The following is a 13,852-nucleotide window of genomic DNA, read 5'->3' as shown; positions in this document are numbered from 1 at the left end:
CACCGCCGGATCGCGATTATTCGACGACCGTGACCGGTCCGAGTTCGAGGGCTTCGAGCGGTTCGCGAATCTTGTCCGCGTCGCCGACCAGGACCACCACGAGGTGCTCGGGATCGAACCCGGCGGACACCGCCTCGGCGGCGTCCTTGGTCGCGACCTCGGCCAGCCGCAGGTAGAGCTGCGGCAGGTAGCCGTCCGGCTGCCGCTCGGCGGCCATGTCGGCCAGCGAGTCGCACACCGCGCGCGGCGTCACGTACTTGAGCGGCGCGACGCCCACGATGCTCTGCACCGCCGCGTCCCGCTCGCCGTCCACCAGGCCCTCGGCGGCCAGCGTGCGCAACACGGCGACCAGGTCGGCGACGGCCGGCCCGGTGACGTCGGTCTCCACCGAACCCTGGATCGCCAGCAGCGAGCCCTCCTGCAACGACTGGTTCGCCGCGCGCACGCCGTAGGTGTAGCCCTTCTCCTCGCGCAGCACCCGGTCCAGCCGCGAGGTGAGCGTGCCGCCCAGGCAGTACGTGCCGATCGTCAGGGCCGGCCACGAGGCGTCCTCGCGGCCCGGCCCGACCCGCCCCACCAGCAGCTGCGTCTGCACGCTGCCCGGTCGGTGCACGATCAGTACGCGGGCGTGGTCGTCGGCGAGCACGGGAGCGGGCCGCGAGGGCTCGGCGGGTTGTGCGCTCCAGGTGCCGATCGTGCGCTCCAACACGTCGGTGACGTCCACGCCGGCGAAGTCGCCGACCACGACCAGGGTGGCGGTCTGCGGGCGCACATGCGCGGTGAAGAAGTCCCACACGGCCGCGCGGTCCACTCGCGCGACGCTCTCCGCGGAGCCGGCCCGCGGCCGGGACAGCCGCATCGAGGCGTCGAACAGGGTGCCGCTGAGCGCGAGCGCGGCGCGCCGCGGCGGGCTGGCCAACTCGTGCACGATCTCGTCCAGCCGCTGGCGCACCAGCCGGTCCACCTCGGCCGCGGGGAAGGCCGGTGCCCGTACCGCGTCCGCCAGCAGCCCCAGTGCCCGCTCCAGGCGCGAGGCCGGCACATCGAGCGCGACCCGCACGCCCGGGTGGTCGGCGTCGGAGTCGATCGTCGCGCCGCACCGCTCCAGCTCGGCGGCGAACTCCTCGGCGCCCATCCTGTCGGTGCCCTCGGTGAACGCGCGCGCCATGATCGTCGCCACGCCCTCGCACTCGGCCGGTTCGGCGGCCAGCGGCGAGTCGAGCACCAACTCGACGGCCACCACCTTCTGGCCGGGCCGGTCCACGCGCAGCACGGCGAGGCCGTTGCCCAGCACGAAGCGCTCGGGCGTGGGGAAGGTCCACTCACGGGCCGGGCCCGCGCCGGGGCGCGGGTGGAACACCATCTCGCCGGTCTGGGTCACGCGACCTGCTCCTCGTTCTCGTCCGCGTCGTCGGTCGGTTCGTACACCAACACCGCACGGTTCTCCGGCACCAGGCGTTCGGCGGCGACCGCCCGCACCTCCTCGGCGGTGATCTCCAGCAGCCGCTCCAGCGCGGTGAACGCCAGGTTCGCGTCACCGAACAGCGTCGCGTAGCGGCACAGTTCGTCGGCCCGGCTGCCCACCGTCGCCATCGTGTCCAGGTAGGCGCGCTCCAACTGGGCCTGTGCGCGCTCGAGTTCGGCCGGGGTGGGGCCCTCGGCGGCGAACCGGGCGAACTCCTCGGCCAACGCCGAGTCGATCGCCGCCACCGCGCCCGAGCCGGACGCCTTCACATCCAGCATGCCCACCGACGCCGTCCCGGCCTGACGCATCAGGCCCACTCCCGCGTAGAGCGCGAGTTCGTCGTGACGCACCAGACGGGTGTTCAGCCGCGAGCTCTCCCCCTCGCCCAGGATGGTCAGCGCGATCTCCGCGGCGTCCGCGCCCCGCGTGCCGTCGGCCGGCATCCGGTAGGCGGCCATCAGCGCCGGCGAGGGCACGTTCTCGCGCACGACCTCGCGCAGCTCGGCCCCCAGGACCGGCGGCAGCACGCCGTCCGCGGGCACCGGCTTGCCGTCGTGCGCCGGAATGGTGCCGAAGTACTTCTCCACCCAGGCCAGGGTCTGCTCGGGATCCACGTCGCCCACGATCGCCAGCACGGCGTTGTTCGGCGCGTAGTAGGTGCGGAAGAACTCCTGACAGTCCGCGAGCGAGGTGGCGTCCAGGTCGGCCATCGAGCCGATCGGCATGTGGTGGTACGGGTGGCCCTCGGGGTAGGCCATCGCCACCAGGCGCTCCCACGCGGTGCCGTAGGGCACGTTGTCGTAGCGCTGACGGCGCTCGTTCTTGACCACGTCGCGCTGGTTCTCCAGGCTCTCCTCGGTCAGCGCCTGGAGCAGTCCGCCCATGCGGTCCGCCTCCAGCCACAGCGCGAGTTCCAGCTGGTGCGCGGGCATCGTCTCGAAGTAGTTCGTGCGCTCGAAGCTCGTGGTGCCGTTGAGCGAACCGCCCGCCGACTGCACGAACTCGAAGTGTTCGTTGCCGTGCACGTTGGCCGAGCCCTGGAACATCAGGTGCTCGAAGAGGTGCGCGAGCCCGGTCCGCCCGGGCCGTTCGTGCCGTGAGCCCACGTCGTACCAGAGGCAGACGGCGGCCACGGGGTCGACGTGGTCCTCCGAGAGCACCACGCGGAGCCCGTTGCCGAGGGTGTGCGTGGTCGCGGTGAACCCCAACGATGCAGTCGCCGGTCCTGCCATAAGCCCATCCGTCCTCTCCTGGAGGGTGACCGCCGCGACGGCGGCCACCCTCACCCTAACGACGCGTGGTGCCCGTTCGACTCCCGCTCGCGAGGGTGTTCGCGATGGGCGAAGCGCGCCCGCCGGCCGCCTACTGCTCGTAGCCCTCGACCTCGCGCACCGGCCGCGCGGCCGCGCTCGCCGGGTCCGCGCCCGCGTCGCGCAATGCCTGACGCTGCCTCAGCAGGTCCCAGCACTGGTCGAGTTCGGCCTCCACCTCGGCCAATCGACTGTGCTCCTCGCCACTGGAGATGCTGCCTTGCGCAAGTTGCTCCCGCAGGGCACGCTCCTGCTCGACCATGTCGGTGATGCGTTCGCGAATCTGCTTGTCGTCCATCGCGAAACCCTTCTTTTTCCTGCTCGGACGGCGGCCGGAGACTGCGGCGCTACCGTGGGCCAAAGGGCTGTCCTTCCCTCCTTGCACGGCCCTCAAGCACGGTGTCACCCGGGTCGATGCACTCACATGTCGCACCGGCGCGTCACAATGGGCACGCCGTGCGGGCCGTCCCCGGCCGCGCCGCCCTCGGGCGGACACGGGAGACACGGCCCGGCGCCGGCCCGAAGAAGCAAAGGAGCAACGCCGCGCATGGCCCGCCGTAGTACGAAAACTTCCGGTCCGCAGCCACCGGACGACTTCGAGGAACGCATCCTCGACATCGATGTCGTCGACGAGATGCAGGGCTCCTTCCTGGAGTACGCCTACTCGGTCATCTACTCGCGGGCACTACCGGACGCCCGCGACGGGCTCAAGCCCGTGCATCGCCGCATCCTGTACCAAGCCGCCGAGATGGGCCTGCGTCCCGACCGGGGGTACGTCAAGTGCGCCCGTGTCGTGGGCGAGGTGATGGGCAAGCTGCACCCGCACGGTGACGGCCCCATCTACGACACCCTCGTGCGGATGGCGCAGCCGTTCTCGATGCGCCTGCCGCTGATCGACGGCCACGGGAACTTCGGCTCGCTCGGCGGCGACGACCCGCCCGCCGCGATGCGATACACCGAGTCCCGGCTGTCCACGGCCGCGATGTTGATGGTCGACTCGATCGACGAGGACGTCGTCGACTTCGGCCCCAACTACGACGGCCAGGAACAGGAACCGGGTGTCCTGCCCGCCGCGTTCCCGAACCTGCTCGTCAACGGGGCGTCCGGGATCGCGGTCGGCATGGCGACCAACATGCCGCCGCACAACCTGGTCGAGGTGGTCGCCGCCGCGCGCCACCTGATCCGACACCCCACCGCCACGCTCGAAGACCTGATGCGCCACGTGCCCGGCCCCGACCTGCCCACCGGCGGTCGGATCGTCGGCCTGGGCGGTGTCAGGGACGCGTACGAGAAGGGTCGCGGCACCTTCAAGATCCGCGCGACCGCGACGGTCGAGTCGGTCACCGCCCGCCGCAAGGGCATCGTGGTCACCGAACTGCCCTACAACGTCGGCCCGGAGCGGGTGATCGCCAAGATCAAGGAGCTGGTGCAGTCCAAGAAGGTCCAGGGCATCGCGGACCTGAAGGACCTCACCGACCGCTCGCACGGACTGCGCCTGGTCATCGAGATCAAGAACGGCTTCAACCCCGAGGCGATCCTCCAACAGCTCTACAAGCTGACGCCGATGGAGGAGACCTTCGGCATCAACAACGTCGCCCTGGTCGACGGCCAGCCGCTCACGCTGGGTCTGAAGGAACTGCTCCAGGTCTACGTGGACCACCGCTTCGAGGTGGTCCGCCGGCGCAGCGAGTTCCGCCGCCGCAAGCGCCAGGAGCGCCTGCACCTGGTCGACGGTCTGCTCGTCGCGCTGATCGACATCGACCGCGTGATCGAGCTGATCCGCTCCAGCGACAACTCGGCGCAGGCCAAGGAACGTCTGATGGAGACGTTCGCGCTGTCCGACATCCAGGCGTCCTACATCCTGGACACCCCGCTGCGCCGGCTCACCCGGTTCGACCGGATCGAACTGGAGGCCGAGCAGGAGCGGCTGCGCGCCGAGATCGCCGAACTGACCACGATCCTGGAGGACGACAAGCTGCTCCGGAAGGTGGTCTCGGACGAGATGGCCGCGGTGTCCAAGAAGTACGGCACGCCGCGCCGCACCGTCCTGCTGGAGTCGGCCGACGTGCCCGCCGCGGCGGTCCCGCTCCAGGTCACCGACGCGCCGTGCACGGTGCTGCTGTCCTCGACCGGCCTGCTCGCGCGCACCTCGACCGGCGGCCCGCTGCCGCCCGAGGGGGGCAGGTCCAATCACGATCTGGTGGTGTCCTCGGTCGCGGCCACCGTGCGCGGCGAGGTCGGCGCGGTCACCAGCACCGGCCGGCTGCTCCGGATCAACGTGGTCGACCTGCCCTCGTTGCCGGAGACCGCGACCGCGCCGAACCTGGCCGGCGGCGCACCGCTGTCCGAGTTCGTCTCGCTGGAATCGCACGAACGACTGGTGTGCCTGACCACACTGGCCGCCGACTCCCCCGGGCTCGCGCTCGGCACCGCGCAGGGGGTGGTCAAGCGGGTCGTGCCGGACTATCCGGCGAACAAGGACGACCTGGAGGTGATCACGCTGCGCGAGGGCGACTCCATCGTCGGCGCGGTCGAGTTGCGCACCGGCGAGGAGGACCTGGTCTTCATCACCGACGACGCCCAGTTGTTGCGTTTCCAGGCTTCGATGGTGCGGCCGCAGGGTCGCCCGGCGGGCGGCATGGCCGGTATCAAGCTGGGCGCCAAGCAGTCCGTGCTCTCGTTCACCGCGGTGGATCCGGGCGCGGACGCGGTGGTGGTCACGGTCGCCGCCTACAGCGGCGACGCCCTGTTCGGCTCGGAGCACGGCACCTGCAAGGTCACCCCGTTCGCGGAGTATCCGCGCAAGGGCCGAGCCACCGGCGGCGTACGCTGCCAACGCTTCCTCAAGGGCGAGACCACGCTGCGTCTGGCCTGGGCGGGCCCGGCGCCGGCCCGAGCCTCGGACGCCAAGGGCAAGCCGGTCGAGCTGCCCGCCCTGGACCCGCGCCGGGACGGCTCCGGCACGCCGCTGGCCAAGCACGTCGACACGGTCGGCGGCCCTCCGGGCACCGTCTGAGTCGACCCATCGACGAGGCCCCCGCAGCGTCCCTCGCTACGGGGGCCTCTCCCGTTCCGTCGTCTCGTCGTTCCGTCGCCGGGCGCACCGCGCCGGCCTCAGCGTGCGGCGAACTCCTCGAGGAGCTCGATCGAGCGCGCGTACTTGCTCCGCAACCGCACCTGCGTCGGTGCGTCGAGCTGGCCCAGCCGGGCCTCGGAGCGGTTGTCCGCGATGTCCGCCCGCTTGACCACGAGCGCGATCGGGTCCGCCGCCGCGCGCGCGATGCTGACCTCCAGCGGTTCGCCGGGCAGCTTGGACAGCGCGATCACCGCGGCCACCACCCGCTCCGGCACGCCGGCCGCGCGCAGGTCGTCCGCGCCCACCGGTGTGTCCTCGATCACGTCGTGCAGCACCGCCGCCATCTGCGTGTAGGTGCCCTCGACCTTCCGCATCACCCGCAGCGGGTGCGTGATGTACGGGTGACCGCCCTTGTCCAACTGACCGTCGTGCGCGGCCCTGGCGAGCGCCACCGCGTCGTCCAACGTGAAGCCGGCTATCGCCGCTCTCCCGTCGGGCCGTCCCTGGGGCATGGCCGCCTCCCATCGTTACCGTGTGCAACAACCGTACCGGGATCACCGGATCCGGGCGCTCGGGGCGGGGCCGATCAGGCCGGGCGGCGGGTGCAAGCTATACGGTGCACAGTCGTGGAAACCTGCGTCTTTCTCTCGCACGAACTCGCCGAGCCGATGGCCGGCACCGCTTCGACCGCGCGCGGCTGGCTGCTCGTCGAGCACCCCGGGCCGTGGGCCGCCAAGGCGCTGACCGGCAGTCGCGGGCTCGACGACGGGGTGGGCGCGGAGTTGGACGAGCGGGCCGGGCGGGCCGGTTTCCGCGCCGCGCTCATCCGTCGGCCGGACGAGGCGAGCCGCCGCCCGGACGAGGCGGGCCCCGGGAGCGAGAGGAGCGACCGCGCCGCGGACGGTCTCCGGACCGCCTTCCTGGCCTGGACCGAACCCGGCGGCACGTGGTTGCGCCGGCTGCGCGTGCGCACCGCCGCCGACCTGCTCACGCTCGACCTGGCCGCGCTGGCCGGACCGGCCGAACCCTCGGTGGGCGAGTCGGCCGCCGAACCGCTCCTGCTGATCTGCACCAACGGCAAGCGCGACCGGTGCTGCGCGGTCGCGGGCCGACCGCTGGCCGCCGCGCTCGCCGTGAGCTTCCCCGAGGCCACCTGGGAGGTCAGCCACCTGGGCGGGCACCGGTTCGCCCCGACCGCCGCCGTACTGCCCCAGGGCTACCAGTACGGGCGCCTGGACCCCACGTCGGCCCGCGCCGTTCTCGCCGCCGCCCGACGCGGCGAGATGTCGCCGGATCGCTGCCGGGGCCGGGCCACCTACTCCCGGGCCGGTCAGGCCGCCGAACTCGCGGTTCGCGCGGACTGCGGCGAGCGCCGGGCCGACGCGCTGTCGGTCTACGACGAGCGCGCGGAGGACGAGGGCGGCTGGACGGTCCGGGTCGATCACATCGACGGCCGCACCTGGACCGTCGCGGTGGACGCCCACAAGGAGGCCCCCGCCCGGCCGGAGAGTTGCGGCAAGGACGAGGGCCTCCCGACGAGCATGCGGGCGCGCCTGTTGACACACCGTCAGTAGGCGCCCGCCCCGGTCAGTGAACGGACCTCCATCTCGGCGTACTTGGCGGCGTCCGCCTCGTCGTCCGAGCGCAGCGTGCCGATCCAGCCGCACAGGAAGCCGATCGGGATCGACACGATTCCCGGGTTCTCCAACGGGAACCAGTGGAAGTCGGTCCCGGTCACCAGCGGGGTCTTGCCTCCGGAGACCACCGGCGAGAACAACACGAGCACCAGCGCCGAGCCGAGCCCGCCGTAGATCGCCCAGACCGTGCCGTTGGTGTTGAACCGCCGCCAGAACAGGGTGTACAGCAGCGTGGGCAGATTGGCCGAGGCGGCGACCGCGAAGGCGAGCGCGACCAGGAAGGCGACGTTGAGCTTCTGCGCGGACAGACTCAGGCCGATCGCGATCCCGCCGATCACGATCGCCGAGAGCCGGGCGGCCCGCAGTTCGCTCTTCTCGTCGGTCGCCTCCTTGCGGATCACGTTCGTGTACAGGTCGTGCGCGAAGGACGCCGAGGAGGCCAGCGTCAGCCCGGCCACCACCGCCAGAATGGTCGCGAACGCCACCGCCGCGATCACCGCGAGCAGCACCACACCACCGAACGAGTCCGGCCCGCCGCCGAGTTCCTCCGCGAGCAGCGGCAGCGCGGTGTTGCCGGCCGCGTTCGACTTGCGGATCTTGTCCGAACCGAGCACCGCCGCGGCGCCGAATCCGAGCACGATGGTGAGCAGGTAGAACGTGCCGATCAGGGCGATCGCCCACATCACCGAGTGCCGCGCGGCCCGCGCGGTGGGCACGGTGTAGAACCGCACCAGGATGTGCGGAAGCCCCGCGGTGCCGAGCACCAGCGCGATCGCCAGGCTGATGAAGTCCAGCCGACTGGTCAGATTCTTCCCGTACTTCAGACCCGGTTCGAGGAACTGCTGTCCGTGGCCGCTGGTGTGCGCCGCGGTGTCCAGCAACTCGTCGAGGTCGAAGTGGAATCGCAGCAGGACCAGGATCGTCATCAGGATCGCGCCGCCGAGCAGCAGCACCGCCTTGACGATCTGGATCCAGGTGGTGCCCTTCATCCCGCCGAAGGTCACGTAGACCACCATCAGCGCGCCCACGCCGACGATCGTCCAGGTCTGCGCCGAACCGCCCGTGTCGCCCAGGAGCAGGGCGACCAGCGTGCCCGCGCCGACCATCTGGGCGATCAGGTAGAAGATCGACACCACGATCGTCGCGGCCCCCGCCGCGGTCCGCACCGGCTTGCGGCTCATCCGGAACGCGACCACGTCGGCCATCGTGAACCGCCCGCAGTTGCGCACGAGTTCGGCCACGAGCATGAGCACGACCAGCCACGCGACCAGGAAGCCGATCGAGTACAGGAAGCCGTCGTAGCCGAACAGCGCGATCAGTCCGGCGATGCCCAGGAAGGACGCCGCCGACATGTAGTCGCCGGCGATGGCCAGCCCGTTCTGGGACGCGGAGAACTCCCGCCCGCCGGCGTAGAAGTCGTTGGCCGTGCGGTTGTTCCGGCTGGCCCACACGGTGATGCCGAGCGTGATCACCACGAAGACCACGAACAGCAGGCCGGTCAGGCCGCGGTGGCCGCCGGCCGCCGCGAGGTAGGCACCGTTCACCGGAACATCTCCTGGGTCTCCCACCGCAGGTTGAGCGCGGACCGGTCGCGTTTGCCGCGCGCGTTGCGGGCGTACGACCACGTGATCAGGAACGTGCTCGCGAACTGGAGCAGACCGAAGGCGAGCGCGATGTTGAACGCGCCCAGGATCCGGTGCGCCATGAAGCCGCGCGCGAAGGTGGACGCGAACACGTACAGCAGGTACCACGCGAGGAACGCGAGCGACATCGGGAAGACGAAGTCGCGATAGCGGCGCCGAATCTCCTGGAATTCCGGGCTCGCCTGCACACGTAGATAGATGTCCGCGCGCGAATCCGGTTCCGGGTCGCCGAACGGCACACCCCGGGTGGGTGTGGGTCGGTACGAACTGGTCGTCACCGTAGCTCTCCTCGTCGATTGCCGAACCGCGCGCGATTTCGCCCCGAACGGACACCCGAGACAGGCGTTCGATGGGACCGGTGTTCAGCATGGGCAGCGGGCGCGGGCCGCACGGCCAGGTTCTGCACGATTCACCTGTACGGATGAATCGCCGGCACGGCCGCACTCCTGGCTCCGCCATGCGTCGTGGAATCGTCTGGCCAACGAGGATCCGAGCCCCGGCGATACGGGAGGGGTGACGGTCACACGCCAATGAGTGACATTCGTCCTTCTATCGCAGATATACGGACTGTTTGCCCCGGATCGTGATCATGAAAAAAGCCGGGCCCGAAGGGACGAATCCCTTCGGGCCCGGCGCACGACCGGCGGTCCGGTGTGCTCAGACGTCGATCCGCGAGCGGTCGAGCAGCGACGCGGAGTTGGTGATGAATTCCTTGCGCGGCGCCACCTCGTTGCCCATCAGCAGGTCGAACACACGCTCGGCCGCCTCCAGGTCGCCCAGGTTGATCCGGCGCAGTGTGCGGTGCCGGGGATCGACCGTGGTCTCCGCGAGCTGGTCGGCGTCCATCTCGCCCAGACCCTTGTACCGCTGGACCGGGTCCTTCCAGGCGATGCCCTTGCGCTGGTACTCCAGCAGGGTGCGCTTCAGCTCGGCGTCCGAGTACGTGTAGACGTACTTGTCCTGACCCTTCTTGGGCCGGGACAGCTCGATCCGGTGCAGCGGCGGAACCGCGGCGAAGACCCGGCCGGCCTCGACCATCGGGCGCATGTAGCGCTGGAAGAGGGTGAGCAGCAGGCAGCGGATGTGCGAGCCGTCGACGTCGGCGTCCGCCATGAAGATGATCTTGCCGTAGCGGGCCTGGTCGATGTCGAACGTACGCCCGGAGCCCGCGCCTATGACCTGGATGATCGCGGCGCATTCGGCGTTCTTGAGCATGTCCGAGACGGACGCCTTCTGCACGTTCAGGATCTTGCCCCGAATCGGCAGCAGGGCCTGGAACTCCGAGTTGCGCGCGAGCTTGGCGGTGCCCAGCGCCGAGTCGCCCTCGACGATGAACAACTCGCTGCGGTCGACGTCGTCGCTGCGGCAGTCGGCCAGCTTGGCCGGCAGCGCCGAGGTCTCCAGGGCCGTTTTGCGCCGCTGGGCCTCCTTGTGCTGCCGCGCGGCGATCCGGGTGCGGGCCGCCGAGACGACCTTCTCCAGGACGGCGCGCGACTGCGCCTTGTGGTCGCGCGCCGTGGAGGTCAGGAACGCCTTGAGTTCCTTGGACACCACGTTCTGCACGATCCGCGCGGCGGCCGAGGTGCCCAGCACCTCCTTGGTCTGCCCCTCGAACTGCGGCTCGGCCAGCCGCACGGTGACCACGGCGGTCAGGCCCTCGGTCGCGTCGTCCTTGGTGATGTCGTCCTCGGCCACGCGCAGCAGCTTGGTCGAACGCAGCACGTCGTTGACCGTGCGCCGAAGCGCCTGGTCGAACCCGGCGACGTGGGTGCCGCCCTTGGGCGTGGCGATGATGTTGACGAAGGAGCGCAGGGTCGAGTCGTACCCCGTGCCCCAGCGCAGCGCCACGTCCACGCCCAGCTCGCGCTGGACCTCGGTGGGCACCATGTGCCCCTGCTCGTCGAGCACCGGCACGGTTTCCTTGAAGGTGCCGGAGCCGGTGAAGCGCAACACGTCGCAGAGCGCGCGGTCGGGAGCGAGGTATTCACAGAACTCGCTGATCCCGCCGGAGTAGTGAAAGACCTGTTCATCCACTTCGCCCGGATTCGCACCATTACGCTCGTCGCGAACAACGATAGTGAGTCCGGGCACAAGGAAGGCGGTCTGGCGGGCGCGCGCGTACAGCGATTCCAGGTCGAGCGCGGCGTCCTTGAGGAAGATCTGCCGGTCCGCCCAATAGCGAACCCGAGTGCCGGCCTTGGCCTTGGAGATCTTCTTGATTTTACGCAGCCCGTTACCGGCACTGAACGGAGCGTCGGCGCCGAGGGCGGCGAACTCGCCGGGCACGCCGCGGCGGAACGAGATGGCGTGGGTGTGCCCGCTGCGGTCCACCTCGACGTCGAGTCGGGCGGACAGGGCGTTGACCACGGAGGCGCCGACGCCGTGGAGGCCGCCGGAGGCGGCATAGGATCCGCCGCCGAACTTGCCGCCTGCGTGCAGCTTGGTCATGACGACCTCGACACCGGACAGGCCGGTCTTGGGCTCCACGTCGACGGGGATACCGCGACCGTTGTCCCGAACCTCCACCGAGCCGTCAGCGTGCAGGAGCACCTCGATCCGGTCGCCGAAGCCCCCGAGGGCCTCGTCCACCGAGTTGTCGATGATCTCCCACAGACAGTGCATCAGGCCCCGACTGTCGGTGGAGCCGATGTACATGCCGGGCCGTTTGCGGACCGCGTCAAGACCCTCGAGAACGAGGAGATGCCGCGCGGTGTAGTTCGAGTGGTCGGGCTCGCCCGCCAGGAGCGCGGTGGACTGCGCGGTCGTCTGGGCGGTCACGCGGTGCAACTCCTCGCATGTAGTCGCGTAGTCGAATCGCCGCGTAACGCGTCGATCCGTACGGCGCGCGGCGGTGTCCGAGCCCATGAAATCGGGCCCGCTGATCACCCCCGTCGCGCCGGAGAGCAAGGCTACCGGGGCCGGAAGACAGCCCGGCGACGGCTCGCCGCCGCATCCTAGCCGGCATCCGAACACATCTTCGACCACCCGATCGGGTGGCCGGCATGAACCGTACGCGCACAGGGCACGTCCTATGCACAAGGAATGAGTTGCAGAAGGGGTGTGCCGAGAAGCTGTTGAACATGACACGATCACCCCGGGAACGTTCGAGGCTGATTTGATGTTGGACATCGATGAAGGCTTCGTCGAGTAGAGAAGAGGCGACGTGAATTCGGTTCTGACACCCGCCAGTCCGTTGACGGCCGCCGACCGTTGTGATCGGTGCGGCGCCCAGGCATACCTTCGGGTTGTCCTTTCCAGCGGCGGCGAACTGCTGTTCTGTGCGCACCACGCCCGCAAGTTCGAGCCAGAACTTCGGAAGGTGGCCGTGGAGATACAGGACGAGACCGACCGCCTCACGGCGGTCCCCGTTACCGCACCGGACGACGACAACTGACCAGACAGCCGACCCTCTGAGACCCCGACGAGCAGACATCGCGCCGATGGCGGCCACCGCGAGGTGGCCGCCATCGGCGTCTGTCGTGCTCACCGACGGGGTGGTCGGCGCCATCGAGAGGCGTGATATCCCTCACAATCCGGCGGCATCCCGGATGTCCCGGGCGAACGTGGCGACCCGGGTATAGACACCCGGTTTGCCCGGCAGGGCACATCCGTCGCCCCACGAGACGATCCCGGCGACCCGACCGCCCACCAGGAGCGGGCCGCCGCTGTCCGCGCTGCACGCGTCCTTGCCGCCCTGCCGCTCACCGGCGCACACCATCGCGGTGGCGTCGTACGTCCCGAACCGCCCGCCCGGGTACGCGGTCCCACAGGCCGCATCGGACACCAATGGCACGGTGACCTGTCGCAGTGTCGAGGAGTAGTCGCCGAGTCCCGTGGTGTCACCCCACCCGATCACGGTCGACGCGGACCCGCTCGCGTAGACGTCCGCGCCCTGTTCGACCATCGACGCGACGCCGCTGTCGAGCGGCTCGTGGAGGGTGAGCACCGCCCAGTCGCCCAGGATCCGCCCCGGATCGAAGTCCGGATTCACGTACACCTTGCCGACCACCACCTCCCGGCCCTTCGTGCTGCGCAGGTCGGTCCGCCCCTGGATCACTTTCAGGTCCGGGCGGTCGTCCCGCTTGCCGTTCGCGTCGTACATGCAGTGCGCGGCGGTCAGCACCTTGGTGGGCGCGATCAGCGTGCCGCCGCAGAACTGCCCCGATCGTGCGGAGCCGTACTCGGCCCGACTGGACAGGGCCACCGCCCACGGATAGGTCGCGGTGTCCGCGGGAATCCCGCCGACCACCACGCGCGGAGGTCCCGAAGGCATGGCGCCGGTCAGGACCGCCGCCGTCACGGCCGCGGCAAGGGCGACCATCGGTCCTCGTGTGTACCGCCGGAAACTGCTGCGTCTGTTCCGCTCGGGCGCTCGCACCATCATGGGGAACCTCTCGCCGGCTACCGTCAGGTAGAAGCCGGTGCCCCAGCGTGGCCGAGCGGAACCCTCACTCGGTGCGAACGGGTGATTTCCTCGGTAATCGCACACACGAAAGCCCCGGATGGTGTATCCGGGGCCGATGTCGTGCGGTGCGCTCCGCCGGGTCCGCGCCGCCGGCTCAGTCCAGGTAGTCGCGCAGCACCTGGGAGCGGGACGGGTGGCGCAGCTTCGACATGGTCTTCGACTCGATCTGGCGGATCCGCTCCCGGGTGACCCCGTAGACCTTGCCGATCTCGTCGAGCGTCTTGGGCTGACCGTCGGTGAGCCCGAAGCGCATCGA

Annotated in this window: 12 protein-coding genes; 3 read left to right on the top strand and 9 right to left on the bottom strand. The window is 70.1% G+C overall.

Annotation, left to right across the window (positions count from 1 at the left end):
* Positions 1-16 precede the first annotated feature (16 nt).
* From A3IC_RS0140765 to A3IC_RS0140755, 3 genes are all read right to left on the bottom strand, one after another.
* On the bottom strand, positions 17-1,381 hold the full coding sequence (locus A3IC_RS0140765) for a M16 family metallopeptidase (RefSeq protein ID WP_020555825.1): 1,365 nt from the start codon (positions 1,379-1,381) through the stop codon (positions 17-19).
* Positions 1,378-2,697, bottom strand: coding sequence for a M16 family metallopeptidase (locus A3IC_RS0140760; RefSeq protein ID WP_026219305.1), 1,320 nt, complete (start codon positions 2,695-2,697; stop codon positions 1,378-1,380). Before A3IC_RS0140760 ends, A3IC_RS0140765 begins: the two co-directional genes overlap by 4 nt.
* A 130-nt stretch (positions 2,698-2,827) precedes the next feature.
* The gene (locus A3IC_RS0140755; RefSeq protein ID WP_020555823.1) at positions 2,828-3,073 is read right to left on the bottom strand and encodes a DUF2630 family protein; all 246 of its coding nucleotides are present in this window, start codon (positions 3,071-3,073) and stop codon (positions 2,828-2,830) included.
* Between the two features lie 249 nt (positions 3,074-3,322).
* On the opposite strand from A3IC_RS0140755, the gene A3IC_RS0140750 reads away from it, so the two are divergent.
* Complete coding sequence (locus A3IC_RS0140750; RefSeq protein WP_020555822.1) at positions 3,323-5,791, top strand: DNA gyrase/topoisomerase IV subunit A; 2,469 nt, start codon at positions 3,323-3,325, stop codon at positions 5,789-5,791.
* 98 nt (positions 5,792-5,889) lie between these two features.
* Here A3IC_RS0140750 and A3IC_RS0140745 read toward each other — a convergent pair whose 3' ends face one another.
* Positions 5,890-6,363: an HD domain-containing protein gene (locus A3IC_RS0140745; RefSeq protein WP_020555821.1), complete on the bottom strand. Its 474-nt coding sequence runs from the start codon at positions 6,361-6,363 to the stop codon at positions 5,890-5,892.
* A 114-nt stretch (positions 6,364-6,477) separates the two neighbouring features.
* Between A3IC_RS0140745 and A3IC_RS0140740 the strand changes: the two genes are divergently transcribed.
* A complete protein-coding gene (locus A3IC_RS0140740) occupies positions 6,478-7,425 on the top strand; it encodes a ferredoxin family protein (protein WP_020555820.1) in 948 nt (315 codons plus the stop codon).
* Here A3IC_RS0140740 and A3IC_RS0140735 read toward each other — a convergent pair.
* From A3IC_RS0140735 to A3IC_RS0140725, 3 genes are all read right to left on the bottom strand, one after another.
* Positions 7,419-9,032, bottom strand: coding sequence for a solute symporter family protein (locus A3IC_RS0140735; protein ID WP_020555819.1), 1,614 nt, complete (start codon positions 9,030-9,032; stop codon positions 7,419-7,421). The genes A3IC_RS0140740 and A3IC_RS0140735 overlap by 7 nt on opposite strands.
* Complete coding sequence (locus tag A3IC_RS69855; protein WP_169400961.1) at positions 9,029-9,409, bottom strand: DUF485 domain-containing protein; 381 nt, start codon at positions 9,407-9,409, stop codon at positions 9,029-9,031. Before A3IC_RS69855 ends, A3IC_RS0140735 begins: the two co-directional genes overlap by 4 nt.
* A 379-nt stretch (positions 9,410-9,788) precedes the next feature.
* Entirely contained in the window at positions 9,789-11,909 is a 2,121-nt protein-coding gene (locus A3IC_RS0140725; RefSeq protein WP_020555817.1) for a DNA gyrase/topoisomerase IV subunit B, read from the bottom strand.
* Between the two features lie 385 nt (positions 11,910-12,294).
* Between A3IC_RS0140725 and A3IC_RS0140720 the strand changes: the two genes are divergently transcribed.
* The gene (locus tag A3IC_RS0140720; protein WP_020555816.1) at positions 12,295-12,525 is read left to right on the top strand and encodes a DUF7455 domain-containing protein; all 231 of its coding nucleotides are present in this window, start codon (positions 12,295-12,297) and stop codon (positions 12,523-12,525) included.
* A gap of 132 nt (positions 12,526-12,657) precedes the next feature.
* Here the strand turns inward: A3IC_RS0140720 and A3IC_RS0140715 are convergent, their stop codons facing one another.
* Positions 12,658-13,452, bottom strand: coding sequence for a S1 family peptidase (locus A3IC_RS0140715; protein ID WP_020555815.1), 795 nt, complete (start codon positions 13,450-13,452; stop codon positions 12,658-12,660).
* 238 nt (positions 13,453-13,690) lie between these two features.
* Positions 13,691-13,852 (bottom strand): sigma factor-like helix-turn-helix DNA-binding protein (locus A3IC_RS65915; RefSeq protein ID WP_020553877.1); only part of this gene is annotated, 162 nt, incomplete at its 5' end.

Origin of the sequence: Embleya scabrispora DSM 41855, assembly GCF_000372745.1 — a bacterium.
Taxonomy (GTDB): Bacteria; Actinomycetota; Actinomycetes; order Streptomycetales; family Streptomycetaceae; genus Embleya; species Embleya scabrispora.
Note: the sequence above shows the minus strand (reverse complement) of the source record. Positions and strands in the feature narration are given on the sequence as shown.

Coding starts and splice junctions, on each gene's coding strand:
- A3IC_RS0140760 (WP_026219305.1), bottom strand. CDS start 2,697: ATGGCAGGACCGGCGACTGCATCGTTGGGGTTCACCGCGACCACGCAC.
- A3IC_RS0140755 (WP_020555823.1), bottom strand. CDS start 3,073: ATGGACGACAAGCAGATTCGCGAACGCATCACCGACATGGTCGAGCAG.
- A3IC_RS0140750 (WP_020555822.1), top strand. CDS start 3,323: ATGGCCCGCCGTAGTACGAAAACTTCCGGTCCGCAGCCACCGGACGAC.
- A3IC_RS0140745 (WP_020555821.1), bottom strand. CDS start 6,363: ATGCCCCAGGGACGGCCCGACGGGAGAGCGGCGATAGCCGGCTTCACG.
- A3IC_RS0140715 (WP_020555815.1), bottom strand. CDS start 13,452: ATGGTCGCCCTTGCCGCGGCCGTGACGGCGGCGGTCCTGACCGGCGCC.